The organism is Nonomuraea sp. NPDC050394 (genome assembly GCF_044459065.1).
In the GTDB taxonomy this organism is placed as follows: Bacteria; Actinomycetota; Actinomycetes; order Streptosporangiales; family Streptosporangiaceae; genus Nonomuraea.
In genome coordinates, this window is record NZ_JBITIO010000009.1 from 281,361 (window position 1) to 295,464 (window position 14,104).

15 protein-coding genes and 1 pseudogene are annotated in these 14,104 nt (G+C 68.6%); 10 read left to right on the forward strand and 6 right to left on the reverse strand.

Going from position 1 to position 14,104, the window contains the following annotated elements; all coding sequences use genetic code 11:
* Window positions 1-102 precede the first annotated feature (102 nt).
* Window positions 103-249 (forward strand): annotated as a pseudogene (locus tag ACIBKY_RS32570) (LuxR C-terminal-related transcriptional regulator); the annotation flags it as partial.
* A gap of 82 nt (window positions 250-331) precedes the next feature.
* Here the strand turns inward: ACIBKY_RS32570 and ACIBKY_RS32575 are convergent.
* Window positions 332-811: a hypothetical protein gene (locus ACIBKY_RS32575; protein WP_397102625.1), complete on the reverse strand. Its 480-nt coding sequence runs from the start codon at window positions 809-811 to the stop codon at window positions 332-334.
* A 169-nt stretch (window positions 812-980) separates the two neighbouring features.
* Between ACIBKY_RS32575 and ACIBKY_RS32580 the strand changes: the two genes are divergently transcribed.
* The 4 genes from ACIBKY_RS32580 (at window position 981) to ACIBKY_RS32595 (ending at window position 4,777) form a co-directional block, all read left to right on the forward strand.
* A complete protein-coding gene (locus tag ACIBKY_RS32580; protein WP_397102627.1) occupies window positions 981-1,532 on the forward strand; it encodes a LemA family protein in 552 nt (183 codons plus the stop codon).
* Window positions 1,533-1,534: 2 nt separating this feature from the next.
* Window positions 1,535-2,947, forward strand: a complete 1,413-nt coding sequence (locus tag ACIBKY_RS32585; RefSeq protein ID WP_397102629.1) for a DUF2207 family protein — start codon at window positions 1,535-1,537, stop codon at window positions 2,945-2,947.
* Between the two features lie 120 nt (window positions 2,948-3,067).
* A complete protein-coding gene (locus tag ACIBKY_RS32590; RefSeq protein ID WP_397102631.1) occupies window positions 3,068-3,229 on the forward strand; it encodes a hypothetical protein in 162 nt (53 codons plus the stop codon).
* An 828-nt stretch (window positions 3,230-4,057) separates the two neighbouring features.
* A complete protein-coding gene (locus ACIBKY_RS32595; RefSeq protein WP_397102633.1) occupies window positions 4,058-4,777 on the forward strand; it encodes a VOC family protein in 720 nt (239 codons plus the stop codon).
* Between the two features lie 375 nt (window positions 4,778-5,152).
* Here the strand turns inward: ACIBKY_RS32595 and ACIBKY_RS32600 are convergent, their stop codons facing one another.
* Complete coding sequence (locus tag ACIBKY_RS32600; protein ID WP_397102635.1) at window positions 5,153-5,503, reverse strand: YciI family protein; 351 nt, start codon at window positions 5,501-5,503, stop codon at window positions 5,153-5,155.
* Between the two features lie 339 nt (window positions 5,504-5,842).
* Between ACIBKY_RS32600 and ACIBKY_RS32605 the strand changes: the two genes are divergently transcribed.
* Window positions 5,843-6,460: a hypothetical protein gene (locus ACIBKY_RS32605; protein WP_397102637.1), complete on the forward strand. Its 618-nt coding sequence runs from the start codon at window positions 5,843-5,845 to the stop codon at window positions 6,458-6,460.
* A 147-nt stretch (window positions 6,461-6,607) separates the two neighbouring features.
* On the opposite strand, the gene ACIBKY_RS32610 is transcribed toward ACIBKY_RS32605, so the two are convergent.
* A complete protein-coding gene (locus ACIBKY_RS32610) occupies window positions 6,608-7,324 on the reverse strand; it encodes a hypothetical protein (RefSeq protein WP_397102639.1) in 717 nt (238 codons plus the stop codon).
* 620 nt (window positions 7,325-7,944) lie between these two features.
* Here ACIBKY_RS32610 and ACIBKY_RS32615 point away from each other — a divergent pair.
* Window positions 7,945-9,081 carry a sensor histidine kinase gene (locus tag ACIBKY_RS32615; RefSeq protein ID WP_397102641.1) on the forward strand — a complete coding sequence of 379 codons (1,137 nt, stop codon included), beginning with the start codon at window positions 7,945-7,947 and terminating at the stop codon, window positions 9,079-9,081.
* A complete protein-coding gene (locus tag ACIBKY_RS32620; protein WP_397102643.1) occupies window positions 9,078-9,728 on the forward strand; it encodes a response regulator in 651 nt (216 codons plus the stop codon). The genes ACIBKY_RS32615 and ACIBKY_RS32620 overlap by 4 nt, the downstream gene beginning before the upstream one ends.
* Here the strand turns inward: ACIBKY_RS32620 and ACIBKY_RS32625 are convergent.
* From ACIBKY_RS32625 to ACIBKY_RS32635, 3 genes are all read right to left on the reverse strand, one after another.
* Window positions 9,725-10,330 (reverse strand): DUF2306 domain-containing protein, encoded by a 606-nt coding sequence (locus ACIBKY_RS32625; RefSeq protein WP_397102645.1) that lies wholly within the window; start codon window positions 10,328-10,330, stop codon window positions 9,725-9,727. The genes ACIBKY_RS32620 and ACIBKY_RS32625 overlap by 4 nt on opposite strands.
* A 277-nt stretch (window positions 10,331-10,607) precedes the next feature.
* The gene (locus ACIBKY_RS32630) at window positions 10,608-10,838 is read right to left on the reverse strand and encodes a hypothetical protein (protein ID WP_397102647.1); all 231 of its coding nucleotides are present in this window, start codon (window positions 10,836-10,838) and stop codon (window positions 10,608-10,610) included.
* A gap of 65 nt (window positions 10,839-10,903) precedes the next feature.
* Window positions 10,904-12,133 (reverse strand): tetratricopeptide repeat protein, encoded by a 1,230-nt coding sequence (locus ACIBKY_RS32635; RefSeq protein ID WP_397102649.1) that lies wholly within the window; start codon window positions 12,131-12,133, stop codon window positions 10,904-10,906.
* A gap of 177 nt (window positions 12,134-12,310) precedes the next feature.
* On the opposite strand from ACIBKY_RS32635, the gene ACIBKY_RS32640 reads away from it, so the two are divergent.
* On the forward strand, window positions 12,311-12,967 hold the full coding sequence (locus ACIBKY_RS32640) for a response regulator transcription factor (RefSeq protein WP_397102651.1): 657 nt from the start codon (window positions 12,311-12,313) through the stop codon (window positions 12,965-12,967).
* Window positions 12,964-14,103, forward strand: a complete 1,140-nt coding sequence (locus ACIBKY_RS32645) for a sensor histidine kinase (protein ID WP_397102653.1) — start codon at window positions 12,964-12,966, stop codon at window positions 14,101-14,103. Before ACIBKY_RS32640 ends, ACIBKY_RS32645 begins: the two co-directional genes overlap by 4 nt.
* Window position 14,104: the final 1 nt, after the last annotated feature.

A 14,104-nucleotide genomic window follows, 5' to 3' on the forward strand; every position in this document is an offset into this window, starting at 1 on the left:
CCTCGCTGTGCCATGAGCAGGCGGTTCGTCTCGGCCCTGATCACCGCGGTGGCGCTGGGCGCCGCACCGGCCGGCCACTGCCACGTACATGTGATCCCGCGCCGGCGGACGGCCGCGCGGCTGTTCATCAGCGAGGCGACGGTCAAGAGCCATGTGCTGCACATCTACGCCAAGCTCGGAGTCAACGACCGGGCCGCCGCCGTGGCGGTCGCCTTCCGGCGGGGATTGCTCTCCGTCGACGACGCCTAGCCAGGGCGGCCACGCCGGTGCTCGGCACCCTCACCCTGGCCAGGGTGTTCATCTGGCTCCGAACCTGATCCGGAAGCAGCTCCTAGTTGAAACAGTCCTGCTTGTTGAGCGCGATGCCGTACTCGGTGACCTTGCCGCGCGTGAGGGTGAAGCTGTAGTACGCCTTCTTGTTGCCGGGCACCGCGGTCACGTAGAAGCCATGGGCGTCCTTCTTGGCGCGTGGGTAGGCCGCCTTCACCTGCTTGGTGGTGGAGCCGATCCTGATGCCTTCCGGGGTCCTCATGCCCTTGGCGGCGAAGATGGCGGCCAGTCCCACCTTCGGCGAGATGTAGATGCCCACCGAGTCCTTGGGGGTCGGGAAGCTCTTCAGGTCCCAGCCGGAGCAGCCGCCGTTGCCCGGCAACTTGTTGACGACGGCGCCCGTCGTCTTGGCCTGCTTGAGTGTCATGCCGAGCTTGACGCTGCCGTATCCGTAGGGGCCCAGCGTCGGCCTTGTCTGGGCGTGCGCCACGGTGGCACCGGAGATCAGCAGGGAACCGGCAAGCAGCGAGGCCGCAGTCATCGTCTTCATCATGTTCTGCTTTGACTGCGCGACGCCGGAAAATGTTGCGCGTCGAGCGATCTTTCTCGGCTGGTGCGGCCCGTCATGGGCTTTCGGAGTGAAAGCTTGCCGGTCGCCTGATTATGAAATCGTCATGCCGCTTGCAAGCGACCAACGGTAAACGAAGAGGGTGACCCTCTTCCTGACCGTGCTCGCCCTGCTCCTGCTGAGCGTGCTCCTGGTCGTCCTGATCTACAACAGCCTCGTGGTCAAGCGCAACGCCGTCGACAACGCCTGGTCGCAGATCGACGTGCAGCTCAAACGCCGCCACGACCTCATCCCCAACCTCGTGCGCACGGTCCAGGGCTACGCCGCGCACGAACGCCAGACGCTGGAGGCGGTGCTCGCGGCCAGAAGCGCGGCCGTGCAGCCGGCCGGTCCGGAGCGACGGGCGCGGGCCGAGTCCACGCTGAGCGCGGCCATCGGCGGCGTCATGGCGATCGCGGAGGCGTACCCCCAACTGCGGGCCAGCGAGAACTTCGCCGCATTGCAGGAGGAACTGGCCACCGGCGAGAACCGCATCGCCTACGCCCGGCAGTACTACAACGACGCCGTGCTCGCCTACAACAACGCCCTGCACACGATCCCGTCCAACCTCGTGGCCGGGCTGACCGGGCACCGGGAACGCGAATACTTCCGCACCACCGACCCCGAACGCGGGCCGGTCGAGGTCAGGTTCTGAGTGTGCCGGGGGAGAGGGAGTTCGTCACGCTGACTCCGGCGCTCGCGATCGCAGCGGCCGCCTTCACCCTGCTGTGGCTGCTCCAGGTCATCTGGCGCATCCGTGCCGCCAAGGGACCACGCGTGGGCCGGGGCGTGGCGGCGCCGGAGTTCGAGGGGCTCTCGCCCGCCGTGGTCGACCTGATCACCGAGAACGGCACGCTCACCCACGAGGCGGCGGCGGCCACGGTGCTGGATCTGGCGGCGCGGGGTCATGTCGGTATCGAGGAGGTAGGGCCCGGTCTCTGTCTGGTACGGCTGCGCCGGGATCGTGCCAAGGGCGGGCTCAAGCCGTACGAGATGATGGTCCTGGACCATCTCACCACGCTGGGCGGCACCGGCGTGGTCGCCACGGAGGCGATCGCCGAGGGCAGCCGCGACCTGGGGCGATGGCAGGACGACTTCGAGAAGAGCGTGATCGCGGAGGCGCGTACGCTGGGCCTGACCGGGAAGGCGGGCGGCCCCGGCACCGGTATGTCGATCACCGGGCTGCTCGCCGCGCTCCTGTGGGGCGTGCTGGCCGACCTGACGTTGATGCCCAGGCCGGTGGGCGCGCTCACGCCGCACCTCCTCCTGATCGGGTTGGCCGCGACGACAGCCTTCGACAAGCGCCTGGGCGGCGAGCGGCTGACCAGGCGCGGCCGGGCCGCCGCCGGACATTGGCTGGGCGTGCGCGCCCACCTGCGCGGGATCGCGCACGTGGACAGCCTGCCGTCGGCCGCGGTGACGATCTGGGGCAGGCGACTCGCCTACGCCGCCGCGTTCGGTCTCACCCGCGCCGCGCTGGCCAGCCTTCCGGTACTGCTCCCGCGCGATCAGGAGCACGCCTGGTCCGACCACGGGGGGCTCTGGCACCGGGTCCGGGTCACGTACCCCGGCCAGAGCAAGGTGATCACCTGGCTGCTGCTCTCCCTGATCTTCTGCATCTGGGTGGGGAGCGCTCTGGGGGTGAGCATCTGGTACGGCCTGCGTACCCTGGCTCCCGACGACCCGGCGCCGTTCGTCATCTCGATGATCATGATCGCCGGCGGCGGACTCGTCACCGTCGTGTTCATGCTGATCGTGATCCTGCCGATCGGGCTGGTCACCAAGGCGGTGTGGAAGAACCGGGCAAGGAACGCCACGCCGCGCCGGACGCTGGAGGGCCGGGTGATCAGACTCCACGCGGCCGAGATCACCGGCGAACTGCGTTATCTGGCCATCGACCACGGGCCGCGGCGCGTGCGGGCGGTTCGCGCGCTCGCCGGCCAGCTGGCCGGCGTCGCCGACGGGGACCTGGTGCGAGCGCGGGTGACCGGGGCGGGCTACCTGGCTTCGATCGAGGTGCTGGAACGCCGCACCGCCCGGCCGTCCGACATCACGACGACGGAGACGTAGGAGTGTCGGGCAAGGGGCGGCCGCCAGTCTGGTGTTGGTCAAGGTCGCGCTAGGCGCATGGCGATCGCCCAGGTCGTGGCCCAGGATGCAGGGGTCCATGCTGACCTGTGAAGGAGCACGATGCGTTACCTGGTCCTGATCCCTGTTGCCGCCGCGGGGCTGTTTCTGGCCTCTCCCGCCCAAGCCGCGCCGGCGCCGCCCGGCGAGGGCCACAGCATGCCCGGCACCCTGCTCGCCGGGCTGACCCGAGGACTGCCGATCAACGGGCTACCGGTCGGCTGAGGCCACCGCTCAAGTCGCGTGGGCGGACAACCCCAGTGCGTTGTCCGCCCGTGCTCTCCGTGGCGACGTCATCCGGCGCGTTCTCGATTCTGCACTGAACTTCCCCGAATCCCCCAGAACTTCGGCGTCGTGGGGGAGCATCACCCATCGGGCTGGGCACGTTGACGCGTACTCGCCTCCGCAGCGGGAGGTGTACGCCGAAAACGCTCACACAGCGTCACGATGGCCATGCTCCAGCCCCACGGGCATGGCTCTCGGATCCACCTTCATGGCCACGATGCCCGTCACCGCCGGCTTCCCGACGGGTGGCCGGGATCCCGCTCGGCTGAGTGGCTCCTCGATGGTACGGCGCGGGCGGTACGGCGTCCCTTGGCTGCGTTCGGGTAGGGCCGCATTGCCTTCCTGCCCGGCGGCCGGGTTGTCGAGGAGGGCGATCACGAAGGCCGCTACGCCGATTCCTCCACGTTGGTGCGGTAAGCTCCCGGGTAGCAGCTAGACAAATTTGGCTAGTGAAGATCGAGAGGTTTCGATGAAGCCGGTACGGCTGCTGGTCCTGGGCGCACCGACGGCTACTGGATCCACGCGGGCCAGGCGCCTCATCGAGGACCTTCCCCGGAAGCGGGCCTGGAGTTGCTGCGCCGGCGGGCCCGCGCCATGCGCGAGCATCACCGCGCACCTGCCCGAGGGCGCGGATCTGGCGACCGGGGGCCCGGTCGGCGAGGTGCCGTCCCTGTGGCCCAGCACCACCGACGCCCAACGGACCGACCCGATGATCCGCCGCCTGGAAGAGGGCGCGTTCACCATGGCCGACGAACAGGAGTTCCCCCGATGGCCAACGAGATCGCCATACCGCTGCTTCCCTGCCGCTCCATCGACGAGATGGCCGACTTCTACACGATGCTCGGCTTCCACCGGATCTACTACCAGGTCCGGCCGAACCCGTACGTGCTGCTCAAGCGCGAGGACCTCCAGCTGGGCTTCTTCGGCATGCCGGAGGCGTTCAAGCCCGAAGACTCCTACGGAACCTGCGTGATCGTCGTGCCGGACACCGGAGAGCTGTTCGAGGCGTTCGCCGCGGGCATGCGCGCGGCGCACGGCAAACTCCTGGTCTCCGGCATCCCCCGGATGACCCGGCCGCGCAGGCGCAAGAACGACGGCAACCGCTCCGGCTTCGCCGTCATCGACCCCGGCGGCAACTGGATCCGCTTCATGACCGCCCGCCCTCTCCCGGAGCAGAAGGAGGCCACGAGCAGGCTCACCACCTCGCTGAACCGGGCGGTCGTGATGGGCGACTCCCACGGCAAGCACGAGCGGGCGGCCGAGGTCCTGGACGGCGCCCTGGAGCGGGACAAGGACACCGCGTCGGCGGCCGAGCTGCTGGAAGCGCTGGCCTACCGGGCCGAGCTCGCCGTCCGCGCCAAGGACCACGCGGCCGCCGGACACGCCCTGGCCAGGGCGCGCGCCCTCACCCTGACCGAGGCGGAACGCGACCAACTCGCCCAGCCCCTGGCGGCCATCGACGACCTAGAGGCCGCGCTGGATCTCTGATCGGGTACGCCGCTCGCGCGCGGCCGCCGAGCGGGGCGGCCGCGCGCGTGCGGCCGAGGCGGGAACAGAGCCCCGGACCAGCTGATGGCCGGGGCGCGTTCACCCGTGCCGGCCGTCCCGCCCGGCGCACCGGCCACCCACCCCGGGCATCGTGCCGTGCCGGTGCGCGCTGCTCGTGGCCGCCGAACCGTTACCGGCTCGCCCCCGGCTGGGGCGCCCCGGCCAAGAACGCGCCCGAGATGAGGGGAAGTAGAGATCGCCGCCCTGCCGGACATCTAGGGGTGAAGCCGAAATCGGGGTAGGAGGAGATCACTTGGCTGTCCAGCAGGTGACGCCGGGCTGCCGCGACGTGTTCTCCGAGCCTGCCAAAGGCGGTCAGCCAGGCGCGTCCCAGATGGGCCGGATCTCGATGCCCGCCCCCAGCGGGCAGCGCCGCGCGATCTCCTCGGCCTCCTGCGCTGATGCGCACTCGATGACGTAGAAGCCGGCCAGGTCCTGCCGCAACTCCACCATCGGCCCGCGCCGGGAGATCGGCCCCTGCTGCGAGGGCCGCAATGACCAAGCCTCCTTGGAGGGCTTGACCGCCTCCCCGGAGAACGCCACACCCTCCTCCCGCAGGTAATCGGCGAACGCCACATGCTCGGCCACCGCCGCGCCCATCTCCTCCGGCGAGACCCTGTCCCAGTAACCCTCCGGGTCGAAGAGCAACAAAACAAACTTCATCATCGACCTCCTTCACCCACCATGACGCTCAAGCCTCTCCGAAATCGACAGGCCTGAGGCGCAAGCCGCCGACCCTCCCTATCTCAAGGGCGTCGAGGGCGAACGGCGTGCAGTACAGGCCCCTTTTGATCGCCCTTCGGCGGCCTGGCGCTCACCACGGTCATCCTGCCCGGCATCCGGGTCATGGCCGGGCTGGAGGTTGGCACTCGAACTCCGCTGAACGGTCCCATGGCCCATCTGGCGGGCTGGAAGGCAGTCCAGCAGGGCGCGAGCTGGCCCTGGACGTGGGTTGCCCGGTCTGGTGGGATCTCTGTGGCTGGGGCCCGTGGAGGAGAGGGCGCGATGGAGAAGTGGGAGCGGCGGGAAGTGCCGCAGGAGATTCTGGAGCAGGCGTCGTCGCATCCCGGTGGGAACGTTTACGCGATCGACCATCGGCAGATTCGAGATGCCTCAGGGTATGTGCCGCCGGAGGCGATCGTCGGGTGCTGGAAGGTTGGGGACGACGGGCGGCCGACTGGAGAGTACGCGGCCAATCCTGGGCATGGGCCGATTACTGATGACTTTCGTGCGTTGAGCGAGGCGGATCACTGGCTGGGGTGGGCTGGGGAGGATCCTGCTGCTGAGGTACGGAGATCGGTGGAGGAGACGCTGCGGGAGCAGGTGACTGGATGCGTCGTTCAGTGGATGAAGGTTCTTCGTGAGCCGGAGTTCCTCACCGGTGGCAGGAGGGATCCCGAAAGCGCCGAACGCATGGTTGTGGTGCGGGCGGGGCTGGCGGTGGAGTTCGCGTTGTCGGTATCGCCGCCGAGCGGGGAGTTCGAGGTCCTCGTCGGTGTGTACACGTGGGTGGCCACCGGGCTCGACGGGCCAGACAGGCGCGATCGTATCTGGCTGGACCTCGGCATGCGCCTTGAGGACGCCAAGGATCTGCTCAAGTCCCGCATTTACGAGGTCGGCTGATCTCTTACGGCCCGCTCGACGGTGACCACCGGATGCCCCCCGCTCTGGTGAAAGGCATCCACGCATGAGCAGGAACAACACGCTGAGAATACCTCAGCTGGATAAATAGCTTTTTTGCCAGCAATTTGGTTGAGGGCCAGTCGATGTCTAGTGCCACGCGTAGATTTTCCAGTATGCCCGTTCGTCAACCTCTGCCTTGATTGTATCCATCTGCGGTTTGCTGAGAAGTAGCCCTACATACTCAACCATGTAGCTGGTTATGTTAACCGCCCATTTGTTGTAAGCCATGGTCGCGTGGCCGTGAGACGTGGCGGCATCCATGCAATATTTGGCTCTTTTGAGCGCGTGTCCCAGCTCTCGGTCTCCTGCGATGCCCGCTCGCCTTTCCAGCGATTTGCAGGCATCAAGCATCGATTCGACACGGCCATAGAAATCGCGGGGGGCTGTCATGTACTTCCGGGGCAGCGCGCGATTCTGTGCATGCCATCGGAGCGCACTGGTGAGATTTTCGTGTCCATCTCCTCTCAGATCGATGGCTGCTGTGAACCGGCCTAACTGAACCTTGGAAGCCGTCATCCAAAACTCCTCGGGGACTTCTCGAAGAAGGCCCATCATCGAGCCGGTAACAAAACAGTAGGCCTTCTCTTGTCGCGAGGATCGATGAACGTCCGTGTACCAGTTTATTCCAACGACCACGCATCCGCCGAGAAAGGAATATCCAATGACACCCGAGAGAAAATTGACCATCACAGGATGCTTCTGCAGAAAATCTAGATAATATAGTTCCATGTAGCAGGCGATGGCAAGGCTGGCTAAGAACGTTATTATGAGGACAGCGACTACAGCCTTCGGCAGGCGCGGCATTAACCTTCTCCAATCGTGCCTGAGTATCGCCAGGGGTGACTATTCCCCGACACGATAACGCCCGTCAGCGCACCGGCGTTCCCGATTTGCTCTGGTTGTCCCCTAGGAACTTGTCTCACTGGCTACACAATCCGCCCAGGTGAGCATTGAAATGTCAAACTGCACGAAAGAGACAACTGCGGATCGTGCCTTAACGTGAGATTCTGATGACCAAATAAGCCCGATTCGCGAATCAGTCTCACGTTCAGATTGACCTCCTTGCGCATCGCGGGACGGCCGGATTGGCTGGGGTAGGTTCACGCGGGTTTGATCAGCCGGCGATGCCACACCGGTAGAAAGCGGGCCAACGCCGCCAGGAGCGCCCGATCGGCCCAGTCCGGCTTTGGCCGGACGATCTGGCGCTTCAACACCGCCACCTCAGGCCGGAGCACCATGATCTCGACATCCTTGGACGTCTCACCTCCAGCCCGCCAACCTCCCGGATCAAGGCCAGATACAGCAGACGAACCGACGCAAGCCCGACCCCGTTCACTGGTCAAACCCGCATGTCAAGCACCACGCGACGAGTTATGGAGCGGTACGGGGATCTCGGCTGAGCGGGCAAGTCGTACCATAAGGCCGTGCACGCCGTCATTCGTTCCCTGTGGAATGAACCGCGTCCTCCCGATCCGCCCGTGCGGGTGCCGCGTGACTGGGTGCTCGTGGGCGTGCTCGTGCCGGTCGCGCTGCTTGAAGGCGTCCTCCGCCCCGACCTGCCCCACCGGGTCGTCGCCGTGACGCTCACCCTCGTCCTGCTGCCCACGCTGCTGTGGCGACGGACGCATCCGCTGCGGATGCTCCTGATCGTCTTCGCCGCCACGGCGCTCGCGCCGCTGCTGACCGGTGGCGCGTCCTCGGAGGCCTACTCCCTGGTCTACGTGCTGATCCTCGTCTACGCGCTGGCCCGCTGGGGATCGGGGCGCGAGATCGCGATCGGTCTGGCCGCCATGATCACGGCGACCGGGCTTTCGACGGCCTTCGGCCGCATGGAGCCTTCCGACGTGGTCGGGTCGTTCGCCGTGATGTCGGCGGCCACCACGCTCGGCATCGCCCTGCGCTACCGGGCCAGAGCCCGCTCGCGTGAGCTGGACCAGGTCAAGCTGCTCGAACGCGCCCAGCTCGCCCGCGACCTGCACGACACCGTGGCCCATCACGTCTCGGCCATGGCGATCCGCGCGCAGGCCGGGTTGGCCACCTCCGCGTCGCGGCCCGACGCGGCGACCGAGGCGCTGAAGGTGATCGAGGAGGAGGCGGCTCTGGCGCTGGCCGAGATGAACAGCATGGTCCGTGTGCTGCGCCAGAACCAGCCGCCCGAACTGGCGCCCGGACGCGGGGTCGCCGATCTCGCGGAGCTGGCCACGCAGGGCTCCGCCGTACCGGCTGTGAAGGTTCATCTCCCCGGCGACCTCGGCGAACTGCCGACGTCGGTCGGGGCGGCGCTCTACCGGCTGGCGCAGGAGTCGGTCACCAACGCCAGGCGGCACGCGCGCCACGTCGGCCTGATCGAGGTGAGCGTCAGCGCGGAGGAGGACTGCGTACGGCTGAGCGTGACCGACGACGGATCACCCCCGGCCGCTCCCAGGCCCGGCTCCGGTTACGGCATCATCGGCATGATCGAACGTGCCGAGCTGCTCGGCGGCACCTGCCAGGCCGGTCCCGGCCCCGAGCGCGGGTGGACGGTCACCGCCGTCCTCCCGCGGGCGGGGAGGCGGTCGTGAGCGTGCGGGTGCTCGTCGCCGACGACCAGGAGATCGTTCTCACCGGACTCACCATGATCCTCGACGCCCAGCCCGGCATCGAGGTCATCGGCCAGGCGGGCGACGGCAGGCGCGCGGTCGAGCTGGCCCGCCGCCTGCGTCCCGACGTCTGCCTGTTCGACATCCGCATGCCCGGCCTCGACGGCATCCAGGCCACCCGCTCCCTGGCCGGGCCCGACGTCGCCGACCCGCTGGCCGTGGTCGTCATCACCACCTTCGACCTCGACGAGTACGTCTACGCCGCGCTGCGCGCCGGGGCCAAGGGCTTCCTGCTCAAGAACGCGGGCGCGGCCCTGCTCTCGCAGGCCGTCCACGCCGCCGCCAGCGGCGACGCGCTGATCGCGCCCAGCGTCACCGCGCGGCTGCTCGGCGTCTTCTCCCGCACCGGGCCCGTCTCTCCGCCCGTACGGCCGACCGAGACGCTGACCGAGCGCGAGGAGCAGATCTTGCTGACCGTGGCGCGCGGACGTACCAACGGCGAGATCGCCGACGAGCTGCACATTTCGCTCAGCACGGTCAAGTCGCACATCGCCAGCCTCATGGCCAAGCTCGGCGCCCGCAACCGCGTCGAGATCGCCATATGGGCCTACGAGACCAACCGCGTCTAGGACCTGTGGATGACCCACTCGGCGACCGCCAGATTGATCAGCCAGCCCGCGGCCATCAGCAACGCCTTGGGAAGCTGACCAGGCGTGCCGGCGACCAAGAACCACGGCAGCAGTGTGAACGCCTGCGTGCCCGCGCCCAGGGCGATCGCGTACGCGCGCATCATCCAGGCCCGGTGGGCGGCGATGTCACGGCGCCGGATCGCGAGCAGACCGAGGACCAGCGAGGCGGCCATGGCCGTACCGAAGATCACGCGAAAGACGCCCAGCAGCGTGCCGTCGGTCTCGGGCAGCGGGCTGAACAGCGTCATCCACATCCCGGCGAGCGCCGCCACCAGCCCCGCAGGCACCAGCACCCGCCCAGCGGCGCGATGCCAGCCGGGACGGCTGCGCCGCAGACCGGGCGCGAACTGGAAGGCGCCGACGACGGTATAGACGGTCGCGCCCGCGATGTGCAGGCTCACCGGAAGCGGCGCGGCGAAGAAGCGCGCGTTGTCCGGCGTGATCGCCGCCCCCACGGACAGCTCGGTCATGCGCATCGCGCCCGCGACGATCGGAACGGCACTGAGCGCCAGCAGCGCGGCCGGGATGGTACGACTCCTCATGCCATCGATCTTGGCGAGCCGAGCCGCGCCGGACATCGCGCCTGAGGCTCCCTGGTAGACGTCCTATCGGCCGCCAATCAGGCGTACTTTCGGCTGATCAGCGTCTGGCGAACGCGTGCAGATTCCCGTTCGTGCCGCCGCAGTACGTGGTGCCGTGATCCTTGACCTGGATGCGGTCATTGACCACGGTCATTGTCCCAGGGAAGGATCGGTGAACGGGATATACGCCTTTGATAGACGTCGGTCAGTGTGTGAGTGCGGCCTTCCGGGTGGAGAATCACCCCACGTTCTCCTCCGAGATCAGGGCCTGTGTGGCGCTCGTGTCGCTACCCTGCGCCGAGTTGGGAAGCGCGGGTGCCAGGGTCAGGCTGAGGCCGGTCAGGAGCGCGGCCAAGTACTTCACCAGGTGCGGTTGCATGATCTTCTCCTCGGCTCGATGAATCACGTAGTCGCTGCGCCGCTCGCCCACGAACGCCGTGGCAGCCGCGCTGATCAATGAAGCGTTCACGGTCCACGCTAGAAAACGTCACCTGGCCAGTTCGACGTCTTTCACGCGTGCTTGAAAGTCCCGCGTCAGGTGCCGCGGACGTAGAGGTCCATGTGCGTGTAGTCGAAGGTGATGGCGAACTTCCTGAGGAAGTCGTGGCTGTAGTTGGCGATGACGTCGAATCCGAACGGGCGGGACTGACCGGGGCCCGGACCCATGGAGGGCGGTTCGGCGATGCCGGCCGCGTCGTGCCGGACGGTGTTGCCGAGGCTGATCCGGTCGGGTTTGATGGGGAAGCGGGTGCGCGTGTCGTCCGTTGGGTGGTCATAGTCCACCTTGAGGCCCGCGCGTTCGGCGATCTCCACGGTCGTGCCGACGCCTGGGCCGAACCCGCCGGTGTCGAGGGTGACGATCCGCGGCCCGTAGTCGCGCAGGCTGCCCAGCGTGCAGGGGAAGTGGTCGCCGGCCAGCCACAGTGGCACCCGGTCGTATCCGCGCTTTCGTGCCTCGGCCTGGAAGACGCGGGTGCCGTTCTTGCGCCGCAGCACCAGGCTCTTGGCCCGATAGTCCATGGTGGTCAGGAAGTGGTAGAAGAGCGTCGTGCCGATCGCGCCCGCCGGGCGCGTGCCGTCCGGTGGGCGGGGCATGTCCGGTGCGTCCTCGCCGGTCCATTGGATCGGGATGTTGCGCAGTTCGATGCCGCCCATCCGCAGCGACTCCAGGACGCCCAGGTAGAGGGTGACGGGGTGGCTGCCGACGTGCGCCGTCAGCTCGGCAGCCGCGCGAAGGCCCAGTTCCTCGGCCACTTCCCGGGTCAGGCCGGCGGTCGCGTAGGTGTCGACGAGGAAGAGCCTGGACCGCCCGCCGTTCACCGAAGCCTCGACGAACGGGAGCGGGTCGATGGCGTACCAGGGCAGCCGGGTGCTCTGCGCGCCGTGCACCTGCCAGGGAGTTCCGGTGAGGCTCGCGTACTGGCTGGCGAACGCCTCGTCACGCTTGCTGCCGGTGCCGCGCAGCAGGGGTATCGCGCGGGAGAGCCGGTCCTGGCGCACGTAGCACTCCGCGAGCCGCTGCTTCGCGGGGACGTCGTCAGGAGCCAGCCGGAGCGCCCGGTTCAGAAACCGCTCAGCGCTGTCGAATCGGTTGGACAGCAGCGCGATGTACCCGCGCTGCGCCAAGGCCCGGGCATCGCCGGGATTCCCGCGCAGCAGCCGCGCGTAGGCGCGGTCGGCCTGGTCGAACTTCCCGGCTTTGAAGAGCTGGTCCGCGCTGGGGGTGCCCGCCGCGGCGGCCGCGGGCCCCAGAGGCGGCAGCACAGCTCCAGCCGTGACAGCCAGTCCCGCCGTCCGCAGAAATCCACGCCTGTCGTACGCCATCGCATGCCCTTCGCCGTCTGCCGGTGATGTGGCCGCCCTTTCTACCGACCGGCGCCGATGGGCAGGCGATGGCGGGACCATACGTGATCCATATGGCGAGACCGGGACAATGCCCGGATGCGGGTTCTGTTGGCCGAGGACGAGCGGCCCCTGGCCAAGTACATCGCGGCCGGGCTGCGCAAGCACGGCTTCGCCGTCGACGTGGCCTACGACGGCAGGGCCGCGCTGGACAAGTGCGCGGCCACGCCGTACGACGTGGTGGTCCTGGACCGGGACCTGCCTCTGGTGCACGGCGACGCGGTGTGCAGGAAGCTGGCCGGGCAGGGCAGGGCGCGGATCCTCATGCTCACCGCCTCCGCCGAGGTCGCCGACCGGGTGGACGGGCTCGTTCTGGGCGCCGACGACTACCTGGGCAAGCCGTTCGCCTTCTCCGAGCTGATCGCCCGGGTCGGCGCGCTGGTCCGGCGCAGTTCCCCGGCCCGTCCGCCGGTGCTGCGCGCCGCCGACGTCGTCCTGGACCCGGCACGGCGCAGCGCCGAACGCGCCGGCCGGTCGCTGGCGTTGACGCCGAAGGAGTTCGGCGTGCTCGAACTGCTGTTGACCGCCGGTGGCGACGTGGTCAGCGCCGAGACGCTGCTGGACAAGGTGTGGGACGAGCACGCGGACCCGTTCACCAACGCGGTCCGGATCACCGTCGGCACGCTGCGCCGCAAGCTCGGCGATCCGCCGCTCGTCGAGACCGTGACCGGCGCCGGATACCGGATCGGGGCATGACCGCCCGCTTCCGGCTCGCCGCTCTCTACACCCTGCTGGTCCTGGCGGCCGGCGTCGTCCTGACCGGGCTGACGTACTTCCTGATGAGCCGCAACCTGGGGCGCCGTCTGTCGCTCGACGTCGTCGGTACCTCCGCCGACCCCGGCTATGCCGCGATGGCGCGGCAACGGCTCTGGACGATCGCCGGACGGCTGGAGGCGGCCACGTACTCCGAGTTCCTGAACCAGGCGTTGATCTCGCTCGCGGTGGTGACCGGGCTGGCCGCCGCGCTGGGCTGGTTCGTGGCCGGGCGGGTGCTCCGGCCGATCCGCACGATTTCGGCGACCGCCCGCCGTCTGTCCGCGGAGAACCTCTCCGAACGGGTGCCGGTCACCACGCCGGCCGACGAACTGGCCGTCCTGGCCCGCACCATCAACGGGATGCTCGACCGTATCCAGACCGGGCTGGCCGAGCGCGACCGGGCCCTGGACAGCCAGCGGATGTTCACCGCCAACGCCGCCCACGAGCTACGCACCCCTCTGGCCACCATGCGTACCGCCATCGACGTCACCCTCGATGACCGGCCGGGCACGTCGGAGTTGCTCGCGATGACGCGGGACGTCAGCGCGGCCGTGGATCAGAGCCGGCGCATCCTCGACGGGCTGCTGACCCTGGCCGGCGCCCAGAGCGGCCGGATCATCGGACGCGACGTGGATCTCGCCGACATCGTGACCGGCGTTCTCGCCGGGGTCGCGGGGGAGGCCCGGGACCTCGCGGTGCGGCGCGTGCTGCGGCCCGCCCGGATGACGGGCGATCCCGTGCTGCTGGAACGCATGGTCGGCAACCTGATCGACAACGCCGTCCACTACAACCACGCGGGCGGCCGGGTCGAGGTGGTCACCGGGGTCGAGGGCGGGCGACCGTTCGCGCGCGTCTCCAACACCGGCCCGCTCCTGACGCAAGGCCAGGTGGAGCGCTGGCGGGAGCCGTTCGTGCGCGGGGAGGGCGTCCGTACCCGCGGTGACGCGGGCCTCGGCCTCGGTCTGTCCATCGTGTACGGCATCGCGGCCGCGCACGACGGCTCGGTCTCCACCACGGCCCGTCCGGCGGGCGGCCTGGACGTCACCGTCCGCTTCCCCTTCCCCGGCAGGCGTTGAT

Coding starts and splice junctions, on each gene's coding strand:
- ACIBKY_RS32575 (WP_397102625.1), bottom strand. CDS start 811: ATGACTGCGGCCTCGCTGCTTGCCGGTTCCCTGCTGATCTCCGGTGCC.
- ACIBKY_RS32590 (WP_397102631.1), top strand. CDS start 3,068: ATGCGTTACCTGGTCCTGATCCCTGTTGCCGCCGCGGGGCTGTTTCTG.
- ACIBKY_RS32595 (WP_397102633.1), top strand. CDS start 4,058: ATGGCCAACGAGATCGCCATACCGCTGCTTCCCTGCCGCTCCATCGAC.
- ACIBKY_RS32600 (WP_397102635.1), bottom strand. CDS start 5,503: ATGATGAAGTTTGTTTTGTTGCTCTTCGACCCGGAGGGTTACTGGGAC.
- ACIBKY_RS32605 (WP_397102637.1), top strand. CDS start 5,843: ATGGAGAAGTGGGAGCGGCGGGAAGTGCCGCAGGAGATTCTGGAGCAG.
- ACIBKY_RS32610 (WP_397102639.1), bottom strand. CDS start 7,324: ATGCCGCGCCTGCCGAAGGCTGTAGTCGCTGTCCTCATAATAACGTTC.
- ACIBKY_RS32625 (WP_397102645.1), bottom strand. CDS start 10,330: ATGAGGAGTCGTACCATCCCGGCCGCGCTGCTGGCGCTCAGTGCCGTT.
- ACIBKY_RS32640 (WP_397102651.1), top strand. CDS start 12,311: ATGCGGGTTCTGTTGGCCGAGGACGAGCGGCCCCTGGCCAAGTACATC.
- ACIBKY_RS32645 (WP_397102653.1), top strand. CDS start 12,964: ATGACCGCCCGCTTCCGGCTCGCCGCTCTCTACACCCTGCTGGTCCTG.